The 21,027-nt window shown below is 70.3% G+C and carries 19 protein-coding genes; 9 read left to right on the top strand and 10 right to left on the bottom strand.

Translation table 11 applies throughout. The annotated features are described in order from the left end of the window. Positions 1–97: 97 nt before the first annotated feature. Both AB3K78_RS13330 and AB3K78_RS13325 read right to left on the bottom strand, forming a co-directional pair. Positions 98–760, bottom strand: a complete 663-nt coding sequence (locus tag AB3K78_RS13330) for a DUF1345 domain-containing protein (protein ID WP_416447361.1) — start codon at positions 758–760, stop codon at positions 98–100. Positions 761–892: 132 nt separating this feature from the next. Beyond that, entirely contained in the window at positions 893–2,962 is a 2,070-nt protein-coding gene (locus AB3K78_RS13325) for a bifunctional lysylphosphatidylglycerol flippase/synthetase MprF (RefSeq protein ID WP_416443984.1), read from the bottom strand. A gap of 302 nt (positions 2,963–3,264) precedes the next feature. Here AB3K78_RS13325 and AB3K78_RS13320 point away from each other — a divergent pair, with 302 nt between their 5' ends. From AB3K78_RS13320 to AB3K78_RS13310, 3 genes are read left to right on the top strand one after another with little or no spacing between them, the layout of a single operon-like run. Next, positions 3,265–4,305: an alcohol dehydrogenase catalytic domain-containing protein gene (locus AB3K78_RS13320; protein WP_416443982.1), complete on the top strand. Its 1,041-nt coding sequence runs from the start codon at positions 3,265–3,267 to the stop codon at positions 4,303–4,305. After that, positions 4,302–4,940, top strand: coding sequence for a YdeI/OmpD-associated family protein (locus tag AB3K78_RS13315; protein ID WP_416443980.1), 639 nt, complete (start codon positions 4,302–4,304; stop codon positions 4,938–4,940). The genes AB3K78_RS13320 and AB3K78_RS13315 overlap by 4 nt, the downstream gene beginning before the upstream one ends. Beyond that, the gene (locus AB3K78_RS13310) at positions 4,937–5,668 is read left to right on the top strand and encodes a DUF998 domain-containing protein (RefSeq protein ID WP_416443978.1); all 732 of its coding nucleotides are present in this window, start codon (positions 4,937–4,939) and stop codon (positions 5,666–5,668) included. Before AB3K78_RS13315 ends, AB3K78_RS13310 begins: the two co-directional genes overlap by 4 nt. A gap of 139 nt (positions 5,669–5,807) precedes the next feature. Here AB3K78_RS13310 and AB3K78_RS13305 read toward each other — a convergent pair whose 3' ends face one another. Further along, entirely contained in the window at positions 5,808–6,989 is a 1,182-nt protein-coding gene (locus AB3K78_RS13305; RefSeq protein ID WP_416443976.1) for a hypothetical protein, read from the bottom strand. Positions 6,990–8,130: 1,141 nt separating this feature from the next. Here AB3K78_RS13305 and AB3K78_RS13300 point away from each other — a divergent pair. Beyond that, on the top strand, positions 8,131–9,036 hold the full coding sequence (locus AB3K78_RS13300; protein ID WP_416443974.1) for a MurR/RpiR family transcriptional regulator: 906 nt from the start codon (positions 8,131–8,133) through the stop codon (positions 9,034–9,036). 73 nt (positions 9,037–9,109) lie between these two features. On the opposite strand, the gene AB3K78_RS13295 is transcribed toward AB3K78_RS13300, so the two are convergent. Genes AB3K78_RS13295 through AB3K78_RS13285 form a run of 3 tightly spaced genes read right to left on the bottom strand, consistent with a single transcriptional unit; the run spans position 9,110 to position 11,816 of the window. Then, positions 9,110–9,862 (bottom strand): amino acid ABC transporter ATP-binding protein, encoded by a 753-nt coding sequence (locus AB3K78_RS13295; protein ID WP_416447360.1) that lies wholly within the window; start codon positions 9,860–9,862, stop codon positions 9,110–9,112. Between the two features lie 53 nt (positions 9,863–9,915). Further along, positions 9,916–10,848 carry an amino acid ABC transporter permease gene (locus AB3K78_RS13290; RefSeq protein ID WP_416443972.1) on the bottom strand — a complete coding sequence of 311 codons (933 nt, stop codon included), beginning with the start codon at positions 10,846–10,848 and terminating at the stop codon, positions 9,916–9,918. Between the two features lie 29 nt (positions 10,849–10,877). Further along, entirely contained in the window at positions 10,878–11,816 is a 939-nt protein-coding gene (locus AB3K78_RS13285) for an ABC transporter substrate-binding protein (protein WP_416443970.1), read from the bottom strand. Positions 11,817–12,062: 246 nt separating this feature from the next. Between AB3K78_RS13285 and AB3K78_RS13280 the strand changes: the two genes are divergently transcribed. Both AB3K78_RS13280 and AB3K78_RS13275 read left to right on the top strand, forming a co-directional pair. After that, complete coding sequence (locus AB3K78_RS13280; RefSeq protein ID WP_416443968.1) at positions 12,063–13,199, top strand: M20 family metallopeptidase; 1,137 nt, start codon at positions 12,063–12,065, stop codon at positions 13,197–13,199. A gap of 254 nt (positions 13,200–13,453) precedes the next feature. Further along, entirely contained in the window at positions 13,454–13,969 is a 516-nt protein-coding gene (locus AB3K78_RS13275; RefSeq protein WP_416443966.1) for a GNAT family N-acetyltransferase, read from the top strand. 415 nt (positions 13,970–14,384) lie between these two features. Here AB3K78_RS13275 and trpS read toward each other — a convergent pair whose 3' ends face one another. Beyond that, the gene (gene trpS / locus AB3K78_RS13270) at positions 14,385–15,392 is read right to left on the bottom strand and encodes a tryptophan--tRNA ligase (RefSeq protein WP_416443964.1); all 1,008 of its coding nucleotides are present in this window, start codon (positions 15,390–15,392) and stop codon (positions 14,385–14,387) included. 84 nt (positions 15,393–15,476) lie between these two features. Continuing rightward, positions 15,477–16,340 carry an exodeoxyribonuclease III gene (locus AB3K78_RS13265; protein ID WP_416443962.1) on the bottom strand — a complete coding sequence of 288 codons (864 nt, stop codon included), beginning with the start codon at positions 16,338–16,340 and terminating at the stop codon, positions 15,477–15,479. A gap of 133 nt (positions 16,341–16,473) precedes the next feature. On the opposite strand from AB3K78_RS13265, the gene AB3K78_RS13260 reads away from it, so the two are divergent. After that, entirely contained in the window at positions 16,474–18,015 is a 1,542-nt protein-coding gene (locus AB3K78_RS13260) for a DHA2 family efflux MFS transporter permease subunit (RefSeq protein ID WP_416443960.1), read from the top strand. 78 nt (positions 18,016–18,093) lie between these two features. Here AB3K78_RS13260 and AB3K78_RS13255 read toward each other — a convergent pair whose 3' ends face one another. Beyond that, positions 18,094–18,546 carry a hypothetical protein gene (locus tag AB3K78_RS13255; protein WP_416443958.1) on the bottom strand — a complete coding sequence of 151 codons (453 nt, stop codon included), beginning with the start codon at positions 18,544–18,546 and terminating at the stop codon, positions 18,094–18,096. A 77-nt stretch (positions 18,547–18,623) separates the two neighbouring features. On the opposite strand from AB3K78_RS13255, the gene AB3K78_RS13250 reads away from it, so the two are divergent. Then, positions 18,624–18,950 (top strand): thiamine-binding protein, encoded by a 327-nt coding sequence (locus AB3K78_RS13250; protein WP_416443956.1) that lies wholly within the window; start codon positions 18,624–18,626, stop codon positions 18,948–18,950. A gap of 117 nt (positions 18,951–19,067) precedes the next feature. Here the strand turns inward: AB3K78_RS13250 and AB3K78_RS13245 are convergent, their stop codons facing one another. Next, positions 19,068–19,547, bottom strand: a complete 480-nt coding sequence (locus AB3K78_RS13245) for an aminoacyl-tRNA deacylase (RefSeq protein WP_416443954.1) — start codon at positions 19,545–19,547, stop codon at positions 19,068–19,070. Positions 19,548–19,726: 179 nt separating this feature from the next. Here AB3K78_RS13245 and AB3K78_RS13240 point away from each other — a divergent pair, with 179 nt between their 5' ends. After that, the gene (locus AB3K78_RS13240; RefSeq protein ID WP_416443952.1) at positions 19,727–21,025 is read left to right on the top strand and encodes an alpha/beta hydrolase; all 1,299 of its coding nucleotides are present in this window, start codon (positions 19,727–19,729) and stop codon (positions 21,023–21,025) included. Positions 21,026–21,027: the final 2 nt, after the last annotated feature.

The following is a 21,027-nucleotide window of genomic DNA, read 5'->3' as shown; positions in this document are numbered from 1 at the left end:
GCCGGTTCGGATTCTCACCGACCCCGGAACCTACGTCTACCCTAACGCTCCACCCTGCGAACTATTCCAGCCGGATTTCGCGAAGTTGCGCCGGTCGTCACCCGGTGATGCTGACCAGCTCGTCGAGGAACTTGTCGAGGTCGAAGTCGAGGAACCGTCCGCTCGTGATCGTGCTCATGGTGAGCGCGAGGATCAGCGCGTTGAAGAAGAACGCCATCGAGGTGTGCCAGACCGTGGTCCAGCGCATGCGCGTCTCGGTGACCCGCACGTCCGACACCGCGAACGTCGTCGCGTTGGTGAACGAGAAGTACGCGAAGTCGCTGAGCCGCGGGTCCTCGGTGCGCGGGAAGTGCAGCGGCGGCACCTCCGCGCGGTGGTAGCGCGAATAGTAGACACGGGCGAAGCCCCAGTTGAACAGGGCCCACGAGAGCAACATCGCGCACACCGCCGCGGCCTCGAGGAAGGCGGTGCGGTCGGCATCGCGCCGATTGATGATCACCTGCGCGGCCACGAGCAGGCCGAACGCGCTCGCACCGAAGGTCGTGAGGTTCGAGAACACGCGCATCACGGGGTGGCCGACGACGCGGCGCACGACCGGCGGATCCTCGTCGCTGATGCGGATCATGATCGAGAGTCCGAGCGCGACGATCCCCAGGTACAGCGCGGCGACGAAGCACCACACGACCGCGACGATCGACAGCTCCACCTTGTTCTCGCTCATCGCGAGGGCCCAGCCGAGGAGGACGAGCAGCAGCTGCATCACGACGCCGAGGACCTCGCCGACGACCGTGGTCCAGTTCGCGATCGCCGCGGCGACCCGGGGAGCCGGCGCTTCGGCGCCCGCGCCCTCCGCTGCTGCTTCACCTTCGCGCTCATGCCCGACGCCCGCTGCTCATGACCGGGCGCTCGCCGCCGAGGAGGCGAGATCGCGCAGCGTCGCGTCGGGCAGGTAGGCGCGGGTCAGCGCCACGGCGATGCGCGGCAGGTCGCCCTCGTCGCGGTACAGCATGTACAGCGGCTCGTGGCGCGGGTGGAACTTGCGCTTGAAGAAGTGCAGCGAGCGGAAGCCGTAGAGCGGCTCGAGGGTTTCGCTCAGGCGGTCGAGCACGAAGTCGACGGGGCCGGGATCCTCCTGCTCGGGGCGCACGAGCGGTGCGCCCGAGAGCGACACGAACTCGTATCCGGCCTCCGCGAAGTGCTTCGCCGACTCGGCGATCAGGTACTCCATGACCGGGCCGAAGCCGTCGTCGCGCCGGCGCATGAGGTCGAGGGTCCAGCCGCGGATCTGTCCTCCGGGCCCGTAGACCGGCAGCCACGAGGTGATGCCGTGCAGGCTGCCCTCGGCATCGACCGCGATGCCGACGCGGGTCTCGGGATCGCGCGCCTCCTCGACGGTCCCCAGCGTGAAGCGCATCTCGGGGAGGCCCTTGTCGCCGCTCCACTGCTCCGAGATGGCGCGCACCTGGGCGAGCACGCTCCACGGCTCGTCGGCGAGCGTGCACATGCGGAACTCGATCCCCTCGCGCGCCGCGCGATTGATCGACGTGCGCACCGAGTTCCAGCGCTTGCCGGTGAAGGCGAGTCCGGGCAGGTCGACGATGGTGTCCTCGGCGATCACCGCCGAGCGCCAGCCGGCCGGACGGTGCTCGTCGCTCAGCGCGGAGGCCGAGAACACGCACGGGACGAAGCCCGCGTGCTCGGCCGATCGGGCGAACTCGTCGAGCGCGACGCCGAACTGCTCCTTCGGCGCGATGGGATCGCCGAGCGCGATCGCGACGCCCGCGTGCGCCTGGTAGGCGATGAGGCCGGAGCCGACGGCGATGTGCCGGTTGTCGGGCCAGCCGATCATCCACGAGATGTTGCCTCCGCCGAATTCGCGCAGGCGGTCGAGCGCCTCGGTGCGGGTCAGCGTGCGCGCGGCGAAGGTGCGCCGGGAGTGCCGCAGGGGGACGCGGAACGCACCGCGGCCGAGCAGCATCACGATCAGCTGCGCCAGCCAGAGCACGGCCGAGGGCAGGATCGAGGTGAAGAGGATCCCGGGCTCGTCGAGCAGGCCGAGATCGAGCGCCTGCGGCAGGAACACGGTCGCGATCACCGCGGTCGCCAGGTTGAAGCACGCGAACGCGATGGTCGCGATCCACGCCAGGCGCAGGCCGAGGCGCACGCCGTTCGCCAGGATCGCGATCGCGACGAGGTCGATGACCACGTCGGCGGTCGGCGTGACCGGGTCGTTCTCGCCCAGCGGGCCGTTGAACGGGATCAGCAGCGCGAACACCTCGACGACCCCGATCACGATCAGGCCGACGAAGCCGAGCAGGCGCCACTCGCGTACGGTCGGCCGGCCGGCCGGGTGGCGGAAGGCCGGCAGCAGTCCGCTGACGAGCAGGGCGACGGCGACCACGATCGCGTGCTCGACGTTGACGATCTTGCCGACGTAGAGCAGCCCGATGGCCGCCCAGGCGACCACCGCGTAGCGCGCGCGCAGTCGCCAGGGCGACGGCAGCGTGCTCATGGCGAAGACGAGGCAGGCGATGGCCCCGGAAGCGGGGCCGACGTCGAGCGCGCGCGAGACCTGCGCCGCCCAGGGCCACCCGTTGCCGGCGGCGAGCGCGAGGGTGCCTGCCGCGCCGAGCGCGCCGACCAGGTGCCCGGCGAGGAACAGCCCGAGCGCGCGGAGCGACCCGAATTTGGCCTCGGCCCAGCCGACGCCGCCGATCACGAGCGGCAGCGCGCCGATCACCCGGAGCGGGTGGGCGATGAACCAGGGCGAGGTGCCGAGGGTCCACCAGTGCCCCTGCCGGAACGCGGGCAGGCCGGTTGCGACGTCCTGGTACCAGGGCAGGCGCGCGAGCGGAGTGATGTGGGTTCCCGTCAGGATCGCGATGACGATCATCACCGCGACGAGCGCGATGGTGAAGGGGAACTGCGAGAGCCAGCGGAGGGTGCGCTGCAGGACGCGCACCGCCTTCGAGGGCTCTGGACGCTCGGCCGGTTCGACGGGCTCCGTCGGGGCGGCCTTCGCGGGGGTTCGCTCATGGGGAACATTTTAGGGAGCGAATACTGCGGAACGGCCTCGGAGCGCGGCGTTCGCGGGCGAAATGGTACCCAGGTCCCACCCCGACGCGCCGGAGTTGGGCCGGAGTCCGGGCGTTCGCCGGGCACTCGCCCGAAGCCGGGCCGGGAGGCGTAGCCTGAGGGCGGACGTCCGGACCGGCGCCCGTTCGAACTGCGGCCGCACACCCGCGGCCAGAAGAGGAGGCCGCGTTGCGTGCTGTCACCTACGTCAAGAACAACACCGTCGAGATCCTCGACAAGCCCGTCCCCGAGATCCAGCCCGACGAGGTGCTGCTGAAAGTCAGCGGGGCCGGGCTCTGCCACTCCGACATCGCGATCATCGGGATGGGTGACGAGAACCCGCTCATCGGCGGCACGCTCGGCCACGAGGTCTCGGGCACCGTCGAGCGGCTCGGCTCCGACGTCTCGGGCTGGCAGGTCGGCGACCGCGCGCTCGTGGCCCTGATCCTCTCGTGCGGGCAGTGCCGCGAGTGCCTGGCCGGGCGGGACAACCAGTGCGAGGTCGTCTACCCCCGCAGTGCGCTCGCGCCGCTCTCGCCCGGCATCGGCAGCCCCGGCGGCATGGCCGACTACCTCGCGGTGAAGGCCCGTCACTTGGACCCCATCGGCGACCTCGACCCGGTGGCGGCGGCACCGCTCGCCGACGCCGCGCTCACCCCCATGCACGCCATCAACACCGTGCGCGACCGCATGACCGGCGACGCGACCGTCGTCACCATCGGACTTGGCGGGCTCGGGCACATGGCGCTGCAGATCCTCGCCGCCACCACGGGCGCCCGCATCATCGCGCTCGACACCGACCCCGAGAAGCTCGCGTTCGCGCGGGAGCACGGCGCCGACCTCGCGATCCCGAGCGACGGGGCGGCCGCGGCCCGGATCCTCGAGGAGACGGGCGGCGTCGGCGCCGACGTCGTGCTCGACTTCGTGGGCGTGCAGCCCACCGTCGACCTCGCCGTCGCCGTCGTGCGCGGCGGCGGGGCGATCCGCTTCGTCGGCCTCGGCGGCGGATCCTTCCCCTACGTTGCGGGCAGCGGCACCCCGCTGCCGTGGGGCGTCAACATCGAACGCGCCTACGGCGGCACCCGCTCCGACATGCGCGAGGCCGTCGCGCTCGCGCGGGCCGGCAAGATCGGCGTCGAAGTCGTGCGCTACGCGCTCGACGACGCCGTACAGGCCTTCGACGACCTGCACCACGGGCGCGTGCAGGGCCGAGCGGTGCTCGTCCCGTGACCGTGACCGTGCCCGTGACCGTGCTCGACTTCGTCTCCGGCGCCGAGTGGGAGGCCTGGCTCGAGGCCCAGCACGGCAGCGCCTCCGACGCGTGGCTGCGGATCGCGAAGCGCCGGTCCCGCCGGCCGGGGCTCCGCATCGAGGACGCCCTCGACGGCGCCCTGTGCTTCGGGTGGATCGACGGGCAGCGCAGATCGAACGACGCGGAGTCGTTCCTGCAGCGGTACTCGCCAAGACGCCCCGCGAGCCCGTGGTCGCGGATCAACGTGCTGAAGTTCGAAGCGCTCGCGGCCGCCGGGCGGGTGCGTCCCGCCGGGCACGCCGCGGCCGCCGCGGCCCGGGCCGACGGGCGATGGGACGCGGCCTACGCCTCCCAGCGGGACGCCGAGACGCCGCCGGAGCTGATCGCGGCGCTCGCCGCACGACCCGATGCCGAGCGCGCGTTCGCGGAACTCGGCCGGACCGAGCGGTACGCGCTGATCCTGCCCCTGCTGCGGGCGCGGACTCCGGAGCGCCGTGCCGAACTCCTCGCGCGGGCCGTCGATGCCCTGGCGGCGGGTGCACCGGTGCCGGGCGCGTCGGTTTCGGTCGGTGCGGCTTCGGTCGGAGCGGAGCCGGTCGGAGCGGCCGAATGAGCGGGGTCCCGTCCGCGGATCCGACCGGCCCCGTCGCCCGGGCGACCCCGATCCTCGGTTCCATCGGCCTGCTGTGGGTCGCGGCCCCCATCTGGTACCTGCTCTGCGAGGCGATCGCCGCGTCCGCGTTCCCCGGCTACAGCTACGCGACGTTCTTCATCAGCGATCTCGGCGTGCCCGACGGCGGTGCGCTCGACGGGCGCACGCTCGACTCGCCGCTGCACGCCGTCATGAACGCCGGGTTCCTCGGCGAGGGCCTGCTGTTCGGGATCGGGCTCGCGCTGCTCGCTCCGATGCTCCGGCGCGGGGTGGCGGGCGGGACGTTCCTCGTGCTCGGCGCGATCCACGCCGCCGGCGTCGCCCTCGTGGGGCTCGTGCCGGGCTCGCCCGCGAACGCCGAGAACGGCCTCATGATCTTCCACATCATCGGCGCCATCGCGGCGATCGCCGGCGGCAACCTGGTGGCGATCGTGTCGAAGCGGGCGGTGCCGCAGCTCGGCCGCTACGAAATCGCCGGGCCCGTGCTCGGCGGGCTGGGCTTCGTCAGCGCCGCCCTGCTCGTGGGGCACGTGCTGCTCCCCGACGGCATCTCGGAGCGCGGCGCGGTCGACCTGTTCATGGTCTGGCAGCTGGGTGCGGGCATCGCGCTGTGGCGCGCGAGGGACCGTGCGGGTGCGGGTGCGGGTGCGGGCCCTGGGTCGGGCTCAGGGTCGGGCCTCGGGGCGTAGTCCCTCGCCCTCGACCCGCTCCACCCGCCCTCGGACCTCCCGTCGAATGGCGCCAAACACCTGCTTCGCAGGGTGCGAAGCCGCGGTTCGGCGCCACTCGATGCAGGTCGCGGGCCCGCGCCCTACGCGGGCCCGCGACCTACACGCGGGCGCGGAGGCGTGCGCGGGCGATCAGCGCCGCGGCTCCCGCGAGCAGCAGGATGGCCGCAGCAGGAAGCGCGAGGCCGTCCGCGGGGGCGCCGGTCCGCGCGAGCGAGCCCTGGCCATCGGCCCCGGATCCCGACCCGTCGGCCGCCCCGTTCGCGCCCGACGAGGTGCTGCCGGTCGCCGACCCCTTCGCATCCGAGCTCGATCCGCCCGAGTCGCTCGATCCGTTCGCGTTCGCACCGGCGTTCGCACTCGCATTCGCCTCGGTGCCGGTGCCGACCCCGACGAACGCGATCGATGCGGTCTGCGGCGCAGTCGCGACTCCGAGCTCGGCGCCGTTCGCGTCGACCGCGGTCGCGGTGATCCGCAGCGCGAAGGTCTGCGGGCCCTTCGCGACGGTGCGGGTCGTCTGCAACTGCAGGGTCCCGCCGGGGGCGACGACCGTGGTGGAGGCCGGATCCGAAGCCGCGGAGACCGCGCCGGACCCGTCGGATTCGATCCGGAACCCGGTGAGCGGGGTGCCGCCGGTATTGGTCACGGTCACGGTGATCGTGGCCTGCGAGCCGGCGGGAACCTGCGGGTTCGGCGTGCCGGCCGATCCGGGCGCGCTCGCGACCGCCGAGAACGAGGGGATCCCGGTGATGCTCATGGCGAGATCGGTGAAGCCGCCGTCATCGTTCCACGTCGTGCTCGCCGTGCGGGTGAAGGTGGTGCGGAACCGCGGGGATTCGGCCGGTGAATCGCAGGTGTCGCCGGTCGCGGTCGACGCCGAGGACTTCACGAGGCCCTGCGCCAGGTCGAGCGTGCCGAAGATGCCGCCCTCGCACTCGTCCGAACCCCAGATGTCGGTGGGCGCGACGGGTGCCGCGGCGGCCCCGGCTCCGCTGTGCGCCGTGCCCGCGAGGGTGATCGCGCCCGTGGCGAAGTCGATGGTGGATCCGGTCGTGAAGTAGGAGTAGCGCACGCCGGCGACGTTGCGTCCGTCGGAGGTGGCGGAGCTCGTGTCGAGCAGGCTGGCGCCGAGCCGTCCGATCACCTCGCCGGTGCGCGCGGCGCGATCCACGACGAGCGCGGTCTTCTCCTCGACGCCGAAGCTGCGGTCGTGGCCGGTCGCGATCGCGAGGCGCACGATGCGGGGCTGGCGGTCGCGGCGCGCGAAGTGGGAGTCGAGCATGCCCTCGGTGAAGAAGCCGAAGCCGCCGGAGGGGATCGAGGCGAGGCGGTCGTCCTCGAACCAGCCGACGGTCGCACCGTCGCGCCACGAGGGTAGGGGTCGCCGCCCGAGATCATGTCGGCGCCCTGCTGGATCGTGAGGCCGGCGCTCGTACCGGCGGTCACGCCGCCGGATTCGACGACCTCGCGGATCGCAGCCATGACGGGGGTGTCGGTGCAGGACGTGAACGCGTAGATGTCGGCGGCGGCCTGATCGGGCGCGGTGCAGTCCATGAACGCGCGCACGTAGTTGATCTGGTCGCCACCGCCGAAGTAGACGGCGTCGGAGTCGCGCACCGCCTGCGCCACGGCCGCGTTCTTCGCGTTGTCGGCGCTGTACGGGTCGCCGGGGTAGTCCTCGCCGGGGTTCACGTCCACCGGGACCGCGTAGACGTCGGCTCCGTGCGCGGCGAACCAGTCGGAGTAGTAGAGGCCGTTGGCGGTGGCATTGTCGTAGGTGTTGCCGTCGGCGGCCTCCGTGGCGTTCGGCGCGACCTCCGAGGCGGTCGTGACGATCGCGATGCGGGGCTTCTCCGTTCCGGCGTGCTGCTTCGCGAGGTCGACGATCCGCTGGATGATCGCCTCGCTGTGGGTCTCGCCCGGCTTGATGGCTCCGCCGATGAGCACGATGCTGCCGTTCTGCGCCGCGGGTGCTGCGGGCGCTGCGGGCGCGGCGGGCGCTGCGGGCGCGGCCGGGGCGTTCGGCTCGGCGGTGCGCGGGTGCGGTGCGGCAGTCGCGGCGGGCGCGATGGCGGTGGCGCAGAGCGCACCCGCGGTGAGCGCGACGGCGACGGCGGCGCCGAGGCGGGCGCGGCGTGGGGGAAGGGGCATGCGGGATCTCCGGTCTCGTCGTTGAGGGCTGGACGACGCAAGTATTTCACGCGGTGCCAATAGCTGCAATAATCGAAACGTACATTTCATCGCGTGCCGGGCGCATCGCGAGCATGTTGCGATCGCGAGATCGGGCCGCTCTCGCGGGTCCCGTCGATAGACTGACGGCGTTTCACGTGCAACGCGGCGCTCCCCGAGGCCGCGTCGCGCGGCACAGGATGATCCGCGATCCGGCTTCGAGCCGCAGGCGCCGGACTGAGAGGATGCGACGCATGACAGGATCTCGCGAGGCGCAGGGGGCCGGGGCGGAGGCCGCGCCGGGCACCGACTCCGTGGCGGCGCGGATCCGCGAGCGCATGGGGGACTGCACGCCGTCCGAGCGCAAGGTCGCGCGTACCCTGCTCGCCGCGTATCCGGTCGCCGGCTTCGAGACCGTCGCGGGCCTGGCCGAGCTCGCCGAGGTCAGCGGCGCCACCGTGGTGCGCTTCACGACCCGCCTCGGCTACAGCGGGTTCCCGGACTTCCAGCGCGCGCTGCGCGGCGAACTCGAACAGCGCAGCGCGTCGCCCATGGCGCTCTACGAGCGCACCGGGCTCGCCCGCCGCGAGGTCGCTCCCGGGGGTCTCGCCAGTCTGGCGGAGGACCCGGTCGAAGACCTGCGCGCCACCTTCGCGAGCCTCTCCGATCACGACTTCGGCACGACGGTCGAAGCGATCGCCAATCCCAAGCACCGGGTCTGGCTCGTGGGCGGCCGCTACAGCACCTTCCTCGCCGAGTACCTCGCCGCGAGCCTGCAGCAGCTCCGCCCCGCCGTGCAGATGGTGCCGACGATGGCCAGCCTGCGCGCCGCGACCGTCACGGGATTCGACGCGAAGGACGTCGTGATCGCGTTCGACTTCCGCCGCTACGAGGCAGCCACCCGATCCGTCGTGCAGCTCGCCAAGTCGCGGAAGTCGACCGTCGTCGTCGTCACCGACCGATGGGTGTCGCCCTGCGCGACCGACGCGGACGCCGTGCTCACGAGCGTCGCCTCCGAACGCGGCCCCTTCGATTCCGTGCTGCCCGTCATGGCGCTCATCGAGGCGCTGTTCGAAACCCTCGTCACCCGTATCGGCGACCCGGCGCGCGACCGCATCGCTCGCATCGAGCGGACGGCGCAGCAGCTCGAGGTGATCTGAGGCGGGGCGGCGGCCTGAACCGGTTCAGGCCGCCGCCCCGCCTCACTCAGATCGGACCCACGACTCGACGGGGTCAGCGCACCGCCGAGAGGAACGCGCGGGTGCGCTCGTGCTGCGGATCCCCGAGGACCTGCGCGGGGGTGCCCTCCTCGATGATCTGTCCGCCGTGCATGAACACGACCCGGTCGGCGACCTCGCGGGCGAAGCCCATCTCGTGCGTCACGACGATCATCGTCATGCCGGAGGCGGCGAGATCGCGCATCACCGTGAGCACATCGCCGACGAGCTCGGGGTCGAGCGCCGAGGTCGGCTCGTCGAACAGCATGAGCTTCGGCTCCATGCAGAGCGCCCGGGCGATCGCGACGCGCTGCTGCTGGCCGCCCGAGAGCTGCCGGGGGTAGGACTTCGCCTTGTCGGCGAGGCCGACCTGCTCGAGCAGCGCGAGTGCACGCGGCTGCACCTCCGAGAGCTTCTGCTTCAGGACGGTGCGCGGCGCGAGCATGATGTTCTCGAGCACGGTCATATGGCCGAACAGGTTGAAGTGCTGGAACACCATGCCGGTCTGGGTGCGATCCCGGCAGATGTCGCCGTGGCTCTTCTCGTGCAGGGTGCGTCCGCGCAGGTCGTAGCCGACGATGTCGCCGTCGATCCAGATGCGTCCGCCGTCGAGCTTCTCGAGGTGGTTGATGCAGCGCAGCAGCGTGCTCTTGCCGGATCCGGACGCGCCGATGAGGCAGACGACTTCACCGCGCTGCACCTCGAGGTCGACGCCCTGCAGCACCTGCAGGGAGCCGAAGTGCTTGCGCACTCCGGACGCGCGCACCATGGGCTCGGGGGATGCGCCGGTTCCGGCTGCGACGCCGGTGATCGTATCGGTGCTCACAGCGTGGCCGCCTTTCCGGTCGCCTCGGGGGCGTGGACCCGCATCGCCTTGCGCAGGCGCTCGGTCCACGATGCGGGGGTGTGCCGCGAGGTGCCGCGTGAGAAGCGGCGCTCGAGCCAGCCCTGGCCGAGGGTGAACACGGTCGTCATGATGATGTACCAGATGCTCGCGACGATGAGCATCGGGATCACCTGGAAGTTCTTCGCGTAGATCACCTGCGTGGAGTACAGCAGCTCCGAGACGGCGAGCACGCTGACGAGCGAGGTCTGCTTGAGCATGCCGATCGCCTCGTTGCCGGTCGGCGGGATGATCACGCGCATCGCCTGCGGCAGCACGACCTTCAGCATGGTCTGCATGCGGTTGAGGCCGAGGGCGCCTGCCGCTTCGCTCTGCCCGGCATCGACCGAGAGGATCCCGGCGCGCACGATCTCCGACATGTACGCGGCCTCGTTGAGGCCGAGGCCGAGGATCGCGGCCATGAGCGGCGTCACGATCTGGTTCGCGTCGAGGTGCACGCCGGGGATCCCGAAGGTGATGTCGGGGTAGAGGGCTGCGAGGTTGTACCAGAGCAGGAGCTGCACGAGCACGGGGGTGCCGCGGAACGCGAACACGTAGAACCCGGCGGCGGCGCGCACCACCGGGTTCACGGAGAGGCGCATCACCGCGAGGACGATGCCCAGCACGATGCCGAGCAGCATGCAGACGACGGTCAGGAGCAGGGTGATCTGGATCCCGCGGGCGATGGAGACGTCGCGGAAGTAGAGCCCGATGACGTCCCAGTGGAAGCGGGGGTTCGTGACCGCCGAGTACAGCAGCAGGCCGAACAGGGCGATGATGACGACCGCCGATACCCAGCGCCACGGGTACTTCTTGTTGGCGATCGCGTAGTCCTCGTCCGCGCGCAGCGGTTTCACGGAGGTACTGCTCATGGTCGATGCGTCCTTCGAGTGCGAGCGGATTACTGGACGGGGACCTGCGCCGGGGTGACGTAGTTGCTCTCGTTGATGCCCCACTTCTCGAAGGCCTGCTTGTAGGCCTTGGTGGTGACGAGCTTCTCGAACGCCGCGGTGACGGCCGGGGTGAGCGGGGATCCCTTGGGCAGCACGAGCCCGGTCGGCTTGGGGGCGTAGTCCCCGCCGGAGGCGAGTTCGAATGCGCCGGTGATCTTCGCCTGGTATCCGAGGCCGGTCGCGCCGGACGAGACGGCCTCGACGCGGCCGGAGGTGAGCGCGGTGATGGCCTTGTCCGAACCCGGGAACAGCTTGATGTCGATGGCCTTCTTGCCGGCCTTCGTGCACTCCTCGCTGAAGGCGGGCAGGATCTCCTGGCCCTGGGTGGTGCCGGACTCGGCGCCGATGGTGCGACCGCAGAGGCTCATGGCCTCCATCTTGAGCTTGTCGGGGTTCCCGGTCGGAACGGCGAGACCGCTGCCCGACTGGTGGTAGACGACGAAGTCGGCGTTCTTCTTGCGCTCGTCGGTGACCGAGAAGGCGGACATCGACATGTCGTACTTGCCGGACGAGAGGCCGGGGATGATCGCGTCGAAGCCGGACGGCGTGAACTCGACCTTGAGGCCGAGCAGCTGGCCGACCGAATCGGCGAGGTCGACGTCGAGGCCGATGAAGGTCTTGTTGTCGTCGGCGTAGCCCTCGAACGGGAGGTAGGTGGGGTCGGTCGCGATGCGCAGCGTGCCGCGCTTCACGACGTCGGCGGGGAGCAGCTTCTGCGCGGACTCGTCGACGCTGAGCTTCTCGATGGTGTCGGGGGCCTGGGTGGACGCGGTCTTGCCGTCCGTCTGCTTCGCGGATTCCTCGGCCGCGTTGGTGCAGCCGGTGAGGGTGAGGGCGAGGATCGCCGACGCGGCGAGGGCCGCGGGCGCGAGGCGGGGGAGGTGCATGGTGGTCCTTTCTCGACACTGAGGTGGGCCAAGTGTTTCATGTAGAACGATTGATCGCAATCTCTGAAATATTCGTTACGGCTTCGTGATGCGTGTTTCGCGACTGGCGCCCGGCAGAAACCTGTGTTTCACTGTGGGGTGTTCCGATCGCGTGTGACGCGATCGTTTCAATGAATCCGTAGATCCGTGGACGATGGGGACCCCGTAGGTATGCGCGCAGGCGAGCTGCTCGAACGAGCTCAGACGATGCAGGACGACTACGCGCGGGATCTCGCCGCGCTGGTCGCGATCGATTCGGGATCCGACGATCCGGACGGGGTGAACCGCGTCGCCGACTGGATCGAGGCCCGACTGCGCGAGCTCGGATTCGCGGTGTCGCGCAGCTCCGTGGATCCCGCCTACGGCGATGTGCTCGTGGGGCGTCGTCGAGGGGCGGGCTCCGGCACCGTCGTGCTGTTCGGGCACATGGACACCGTGTTCGAGCGCGGCGATGCCGCCCGGCGGCCGTTCTCGGTCGACGCGGACGGCCTCGCGCACGGACCCGGCGTCTGCGACGACAAGGCCGGCGTCGTGGCGGGCCTGCACGCGGCGGCCCACCTCGTCGCCTCGGGCGAGGAGCGCTACGGCGAGCTCGTGCTCGTGTTCACGCCTGACGAGGAGATCGGATCCCCCGTCGGCGGTCCGGCGCTGCAGGAGATCGCTCGCGGCGCCGACGTCGCGCTGTGCCTCGAGTGCGCGCGAGAGAACGGCGATTTGGTGCTCGCGCGCAAGGGTGCCGTCGACCTCGTGCTGGAGGTCGAGGGGCTCGCCGCGCACTCCGGCATCGAGCCCGAGCGGGGCGTGCACGCCGGGCTGGAGGCCGCGCACCTCACGGTGTTCCTCCAGGCGCTCGCGGATCCCGCCGCGCGGCTCACCGTCAACGTGGGCATGCTGCGCGCCGGGGAGCGCACCAACGTGGTGCCCGATCGCGCCGTGCTGCACGTCGAAGCCCGCGCCGCCGAGGCCGCGGTGCTGAACGGGGTCATCGAGCGGATCCGTACGCGCTGCGCCGAGCCCGCGGTGCCCGGCGCGCGGATCGCCGTGCGCGAAGTCGACCACTGCCCGCCCATGGAGGCTGGCGCGGGCGCGGTGCAGCTCGGCGATCTGGCGCTCGCCGTCGCGGGGGAGCTCGGCTTCGCGCCGGCCCTCGCGCGGACCGGCGGGGTCTCGGACGCGAACCGGGTCGCCGCGCTGGGCGTGCCGACGCTCGACGGGCTCGGCCCGGTCGGCGGCGGCGACCACAGCCCCGTCGAGTGGCTGGATCTCGCGAGCGTCCCGCAGCGCGTGGCCCTGCTCGCGACGCTCGTCGAGGAGGCACCCGCGCTGCTGCGCCGCGACGGGTGAGGGACTCCTTCGTTCGTTCTTTCGTTCCTTCCTTCCTTCCTTCCTTCCTTCCTTCCTTCCTTCCTTCCTTCCTTCCTTCCTTCCTTCCTTCCTTCCTTCCTTCCTTCCTTCCTTCGTTCCTTCCTTCCGCGCACTTCTTCGTCGAGTGGCGCCAAACGCTGGGAACGGCGCCCAAGAGGAGCTGTTTGACGCCACTCGGTGAGGAGCGCGTCCGTTCGCGCGTGCGGGGACCATGGGCTGACAGGATGGATGCCATGCCCTGGATGCGCGCGTCGCCGATCGAGACCGAGCGCCTGCGCCTGGAACCGCTCGACGTGGGGCACGCGAGCGAGATGCGGCCGGTGCTCTCGGCCCCCGAGCTGACCCGCTTCACCGGAGGCGAGCCCCCGACGGAGGACGAGCTGCGGGCGCGGTATCTCCGGCAGTCGGCCGGGCAGTCCCCGTCGGGCGACGCGGGGTGGCTGAACTGGATCGTTCGCAGGCGAGACGTGGGTGCGGCTGTCGGCTACGTTCAGGCCACCGTCACCGAGCAGGAGGGGGCGATGGTCGCCGATGTCGCCTGGGTGATCGGGGTCTCCGAGCAGAGGAGGGGCTTCGCGTCCGAGGCGGCCGAGGCCATGCTCGAGTGGACGCGCCTGCACGGGGTGTCGAGCTTCGACGCGTGCATTCACCCGGAGAACCGGGCTTCCGCGGGAGTCGCTCGGCGCCTCGGCTTCGTTCGGACGGACCGGGAGGTCGCAGGCGAAGCCGTGTGGGAGCTGCGGGCTTGAACTCGGTTCTGCTTTCTTCTTCTTCTTCTTCTGCCGCTGCTGCTTTCTCTTCCTACGTTCCGTTGAGTGGCGCCAAATGGTGGGTGACGCGGCCCCGATAGCGCACATTGACGCACCTCAACGAGAGGTTCGCGCGTCAACGCGTGCGCCGACGCCGGTGTGCGCTGACGCCGGTGTGCCCCGACGCGTGTGCGCCGGGCGCGGGTGTGCACCGGGGACCCACGCCCGCGCGACTCGGCGTGCACGAGAAGAGGCCCGTGAACTCCCTGCGGGGTTCACGGGCCTCTTCGGATCGGTGCGTCTTCCCGTGCTCAGCGCAGAAAGGTCGCGTCGTCGAACTCGGGCCGTCGTTGCTCAGGCCCTCGCGTCTCCGGCTCCCGCGCTCACACGCTCGTGTCCGGTGTCGGCGCCGACGTCAGCGGATGAAGCCGATGCGGTCGTAGACGCGCTCGAGAGTGGCCGTCGCGACCTCGTTGGCCCGGTCGGCGCCCTTCGCCAGCAGGCGGTCGAGTTCGGCCGGATCGGCGAGCAGTTCCTCGGTGCGCTGGCGGATCGGCGTGAAGGTCTCGTCGACGACCTCGGCCAGCGCCTTCTTGAGGTCGCCGTACCCGCGGCCTGCGAACTCCTGCTCGATCGACTCGATCATGCGCCCCGTGAGCACCGAGTAGATGGTGAGCAGGTTCGAGACGCCGGGCTTGTTCTCGCGGTCGTACCGGATCTCGCCATCGGCGTCGGTGACCGCGCGCATGATCTTCTTGCGCGTCACGTTCGCAGGATCGAGCACCTTGATGAGGCCCGCCTCGCTCTCGGCCGACTTCGACATCTTCGCCTCGGGGTTCTGCAGATCGTAGACCTTCGCAGTGCCCTTCTGGATCTGCGCCTCGGGCACCACGAAGGTGTCGCCGAAGCGGCTGTTGAATCGGGTCGCGAGGTCGCGCGTCAGCTCGACGTGCTGGCGCTGATCCTCGCCCACCGGCACGATGTCGGTCTGGTAGAGCAGGATGTCGGCGGCCATGAGGATCGGGTAGGTGAACAGCCCGACCGACGACGCGTCGGCGCCGTGCTTCTGCGACTTGTCCTTGAACTGGGTCATACGGCTCGCCTCGCCGAAGCCGGTGATGGTGTTGAGCACCCAGGCCAGCTCGGTGTGCGCGGACACCTGCGACTGCACGAACAGGGTCGACTGCTCGGGGTCGATGCCGGCGGCGATGTACTGTGCGGCGGTGCGGCGGGTGCGCGCCGCGAGCTCGGCCGGATCCTGCGGGACCGTGATCGCGTGCAGGTTCACGACGCAGAAGAACGCGTCGAAGCTCTGCTGCATGTTGACCCACTGGGTCAGTGCGCCGATGTAGTTGCCGAGCTGCAGCGAGTCCGACGAGGGCTGCATACCGGAGAAGAGGACGGGTTTGGTGTGCGAAGTCATGAGTGTCTCCCGCGGCCGATACACGACCGCGTCAGGTGAAGGATTCGGAGGGTCCGCGTGGAACCCGGGGAAGCGTGCCCGTTGCTAGGCGCCGACTCGGTAATCGACGACGACGGGAGCGTGGTCCGACCATCGCTCGTCATAGGCGGCGGCGCGGTCGATGACGTAGTTCTCGACCCGTTCGCCGAGCTGCGGGGTGACCACGTGGTAGTCGATGCGCCAGCCCGTGTCGTTGTCGAAGGCCTGGCCGCGGTTGGACCACCACGAGTAGGGGCCGTCGACCTCCCCGGCCCACCGGCGACCCACGTCGATCCAGCCGTGGCCGACGCCCTCGGAGCCGTCGACGCCGACGACGGTCTCGCCACGCGGCCCGAAGAAGCGGTCGAAGTAGGCCCGCTCGCGGGGCAGGAAGCCCGAGCGCTTCACGTTGCCCTTCCAGTTCTTGATGTCGAGTTCGCGATGGCCCACGTTGAAGTCGCCCACGATGGTGACGAGCTCGCGCTCGGCCGCCAACTGGTCGAGGCGCACACCCATCGCATCGAGGAAGGCCCACTTGGCCTCCTGGCGGGGCGTATCGACCTCGCCAGAGTGGGTGTAGTTGCTGATCACCGTGAGGAGCTCGCCGCCCACCTCGAAGTCGGCTTCGATCCAGCGCCCGCTCGACTGGATCCGCTCCTGATCCTCCTCAGGGCCGAGGCCGACGCGGTGCGCGACGGCCGGCACCCGGCTGGCGATGGCGACGCCCGCGCGGCCCTTGATGTTGCAAGGGTCGTGCAGGATCTGCCACTCGTCGCCGAAGAGCTCGGCCAGATGGCTGTCGTCGGCGCGGACCTCCTGCATGGCGAGCACGTCGACGCCGCGCGAGGCGAGCCAGTCGCCCATGCCCTTGCGGAAGGCGGCACGGACGCCGTTGACGTTGACGGATGCGACACGCAGGGTTTGGGTCATGCGCACCATCCTAATTGGCGCCACCGACATTGACCCGGGGAGAACCGCGAGCCGGGGCCGGACGCCTCCCGCTGCCCGCGCCAATGTCGGACCCCGGGCGTAGGATGAGCGCGTTCTCCCACGAAAGGCTGCGATGCGCACAACCGAAATCCGTCCATGGGCCGCCCTGTGGTCCATGGTGCTGGGCTTCTTCATGATCCTCATGGACACGACGATCGTGTCCGTCGCGAACCCCTCGATCATGCTCGGACTCGGCACGACCATGAACGCCACCCTGTGGGCCACGAGCGCCTACCTGCTGGCGTACGCGGTGCCGCTGCTCATCACCGGCCGTCTCGGCGACCGCTTCGGTCCACGCCGTCTCTACCTCATCGGTCTCGTCATCTTCACGCTCTCCTCGCTCGCCTGCGGGCTCTCGACCGAGATCGGATCGCTGATCGTGGCCCGCGTCTTCCAGGGGCTCGGCGCAGCTCTCATGACCCCGCAGACGATGGCGGTCATCACGCGCATCTTCCCGCCGCGTCAGCGCGGATCCGCGATGGCCGTCTGGGGCATCACCGCGGGCGTCGCGACCCTGGTCGGGCCCATCCTGGGCGGATTCCTGCTCGACGCGCTGAGCTGGGAGTGGATCTTCTTCATCAACGTGCCCGTCGGCATCGTCGGATTCATCCTCGCGATGCGCTACGTGCCGAAGCTCGAGACCCACGCGCACCGCTTCGACTGGGTGGGCGTCGTGCTGAGCGCACTCGGCATGTTCTTGCTCGTGTTCGGCATCCAGGAGGGCGAGACCTACGACTGGGGCATCATCTGGGGTCCCATCTCGGTCTGGCTGCTGATCATCGCCGGTGCGGTCGTGCTTGCGCTGTTCGTCGTCTGGCAGGCCGTGCAGAAGGGCGAGCCGCTGCTGCCGCTCGGCATCTTCCGCGACCGCAACTTCTCGGTGGGCACTGGCGCCATCACCACAGTGGGACTCTCGGTCACCGCAATGGGCCTGCCGCTGATGTTCTACTTCCAGCTGGTGCGCGGGCTCACGCCCACGCAGTCGGCGCTCATGATGGTGCCGATGGCACTGCTCTCGGCGGGCCTCGCACGACCTGTCGGCCTGCTCATCGACCGCAGCGACCCCCGGCGCCTCTCCACGATCGGCCTGGGCGCCTTCGCGGTGGGCATGCTGCTCTACATCCTGCTGATGAAGCCCGAGACCGACATCTGGCTGCTGCTCATCCCGAGCGCGGTCATGGGCGTCGCCAATGCCTTCATGTGGGGGCCGCTCGCGTCCATCACGACCTTCGGCCTGCCTCCGCAACTGGCCGGCGCGGGCTCCGGCGTCTACAACACGAGCCGCCAGGTCGGTGCGGTGCTCGGTTCCGCGCTCATGGCCGTGATCATGCAGGCGCGCCTCACTTCCCACCTGGGCGCCGCGGGTGCGTCGGGATCCGACCACGGTGCGCTCGCTCAGCTGCCCGAGCAGGTGCGCGAGCCGTTCGCGCAGGCCATGGCCGAATCCCTGTACCTGCCGGTCGGCGCCATCGTCATCGGTGTGATCGTCACGCTGCTCTTCGGGCGGCGCCCGGCGTCGACGCGCAGCACCCCGGTCGTCGGCGAGCCCGATGGTGCGGGCGAGGAGGCACCGGCGAATGCGGGCGCGGACGCGTCCGCGCAGCGGGCCGAATAGCGCGCACCCTTCGACGCGCGAGGCGGGCACCGGGAACGATCCGGTGCCCGCCTCACGCGTTTCGGGAAGAGATTCGCGCTATTCGGCGCGATGCTTCGCGACCAGGCGGCGGCCCTGCGCTCGGCTCACCAGCATCCAGATCCAGCCCACGACGCACAGCCCCGCCGCGACGAAGGCGATCGTGGTGAGCGTCAGGGGCACGCCGACCGACGCCGCGGGGGTGTGACCCGCGGCGATCGCGTCCTCGAGCCCGCGGCGGAACCAGAACGCTGCGGCCGCGATCGAGATCGCCGGGCCGATGAGTCCGATCGCGAACCCGCTGAGCAGTACTGCGCCCACCGTGCCGAGGAGCATGACGAGCATGCCGAGGGAGCGGGGATCGTTCGTCGCGCAACTGCCGCCGCCGCAATCCCACTCCATGAGGTCCGCCGCATAGGCGAAGCCGTAGCCGCCCCAGCAGGCGAGCACGATCAGGGCGAGCGAGAGGCCGAGGAAGACGGGCTTGCGGTATCGGGTCAGGGTGGCGCGCACGGGACGAGGCTAGCGGCGCTCGAACTGCCTGTCACATACGCTTGAACGAACGAGCAGTTCAGAAGGAGCGGAACCCCATGATCCTCGCATTCTCAGTCGCACCGAGCGGGGTCGGCCCCGCAGGGCCCGCCATGAACGAGGACGGCTCGGTCTCCGCGGCCGTGGCCGCTGCGGTCCGGGTCGTGCGCGACTCGGGTCTGCCGAACCGCACGAGCTCGATGTTCACGGAGATCGAGGGCGAGTGGGACGAGGTGTTCGACGTGGTGAAGCGGGCCACCGAGGCGGTCGCTCCGTTCGGATCGCGCATCTCGCTCGTGATGAAGGCTGACATCCGCCCCGGTCACGTGGGCGAGATCGACGGCAAGCTGGAGCGCCTCGAACGCGCGATCGACGCCGCGGAATAGCTCCGGGCCGGAACCTTTTGGTCGTGCGCTCAGCCGGACATTCACGCTCAGCCGGACGAAGCCGGCGAATGCATCCGGCTGAGCGTGGATATCCGGCTGAGGAAACGCGCCGCCGCGCTACTCGGTCGCCTCGGGCACCGTGATGTCGGCGACCGTCGCGTCGTAGGCGCGGATCAGGTCGTCGGCGTCGACGAACAGGCTGAAGCCGTGCGTCCCCGCGCCCAGCGCGACCCGCCGCCCCACGATCGTCTCGTCGGCGAACACGGGCCACGCGGTGGAGCTGCCGACCGGGGTGATGGTGCCGCGCTCGTAACCGGTCGCGGCGAGCGCGAGCTCCGCCTCGGGAAGCCGGAGCTTGTTGACGCCCACCACCGATCGGAGCTTCGGCCACGAGATCGCCCGGCCTCCGGGGACCAGGGCGAACAGATAGGTCCCGTCGGAACGCTTCACGACGAGGGTCTTCACGATCCCCGACGGGTCGATGCCGAGGAGTTCCGCGGCCTCGGGCAGGGACCGGGCCGCCGGGCGCTCGCGGAGCTCGATCTCCAGGCCGCGCTCGGCGGCGGCCGCTCGGATGTGATCGTGCGGTTCCGGCATGGTGCCCTCCTCCGGTATCGTCGGACCCTATCATCCTCCCAGGAGCGGATCGAGGCGGTCGGGGCGAGGGGAGAACGGCCCGCTGTCGGCGGTCTCACAGCGTCCGCGCAGCTTCCTCATTCGCGGCCCGAGCATGCTGATCTGCGGCACACCGCACACCCCCGTCGATCGGAGCGTCCATGGATTGGCTGCTGAAGCACCCGCTGACCAGCCCGCGAGTCATGCTCGCCGCGGCGATCGTCATGGGCGTGTTCGCGCTGTACCTGCTGATCCGGCCGACGTGGAAGCGGACCCTGCTCTCGATCGTCGGCGCCGTCGTCGGTGCCGGAGTCGGCGCGCTCGTGTTCTGGTGGGTGGTCGACGCGCAGAACATCTTCGGCGTCGATCTCTCGCAGGTGGTCCGGCTGTGGACGATCATCGGCTTCGCCGGGCTCGGCCTCGCCATCGTGAACCTGTTCAAGTCGCGGTGGTGGCGGAAGGTCGTCGCCGTCATCGCGATCCCCGCGATGCTCGCGACCTCGGCGGTCGGTATCAACGCCGACTTCGGCGCGTACCAGACCCTCAACGAGGTGATCGGCGGAGTCAAGTACGCGCAGCTCAAGGACACCACGGGGCAGCGGGGCGAGGCCGTGAAGGGGACCGTCGACTACGCGACCTGGCGAGCTCCCGCGGACCTGCCGCAGCGGGGACAGGTCGGGCAGGTCTCGATCCCGGGCCTCATCTCGAAGTTCAAGGCTCGAGCCGCGGTCGTGTATCTCCCGCCCGCGGCGCTCGTGAAGAATCCGCCCGTGCTGCCGGTGATGATCGCGCTGTCGGGGCAGCCCGGCACGCCGGGCAACCCGTTCTCCTCGGGCCATTTCGCGACGATGCTCGACGAGTACGCGGCAGCGCACCACGGTCTCGCACCGATCGTCGTCTCGCCCGATCAGCTGGGGAACCCGGCGGACAACCCGATGTGCATCGATTCGAAGACCTTCGGCAATTCGGAGACCTACCTCACCCAGGACGTCACGAACTGGATCAAGGCGAACTACCGCGTCAGCGAGGATCCCCGGATGTGGGCGGTCACCGGCTTCTCGCAGGGCGGCACCTGCACGACGCAGCTCGTCGCGAAGTTCCCCCAGCTCTACGGGTCGGGAATCGGGGTGCAGGGGCAACTCGGGCCTATCCTGAACAATGTGCCGAACACCATCGCCCAGGGCTTCGACGGGTCGAAGGCCGCCTACGAGGCGGCGCAGCCCCGCGCGATCATGCAGGCGAAGGCGCCCTACCGCGACACCCTCCTGATCTACGGGGCCGGCACCACCGACCACAAGTACACGGAGTACGCGCGGCAGCTGCACCGGGCCTCGCTGGCCGCGGGCATGGACTCGAAGCTGATCGAGGAGCCCACGGGGCACGATTGGCGCACCGTCCAGAGCGTGTTCCGGGAAGCGCTGCCGATCGTCGCGAAGCGAATGGGGCTCGACGCCGGATGAGC

The sequence above is a fragment of the Leucobacter sp. HNU genome, assembly GCF_047946755.1.
Classification (GTDB): domain Bacteria; phylum Actinomycetota; class Actinomycetes; order Actinomycetales; family Microbacteriaceae; genus Leucobacter.
The sequence above is the reverse complement of the archived record's forward strand: the minus strand, read 5'-3'. Positions and strand labels throughout refer to the sequence as shown.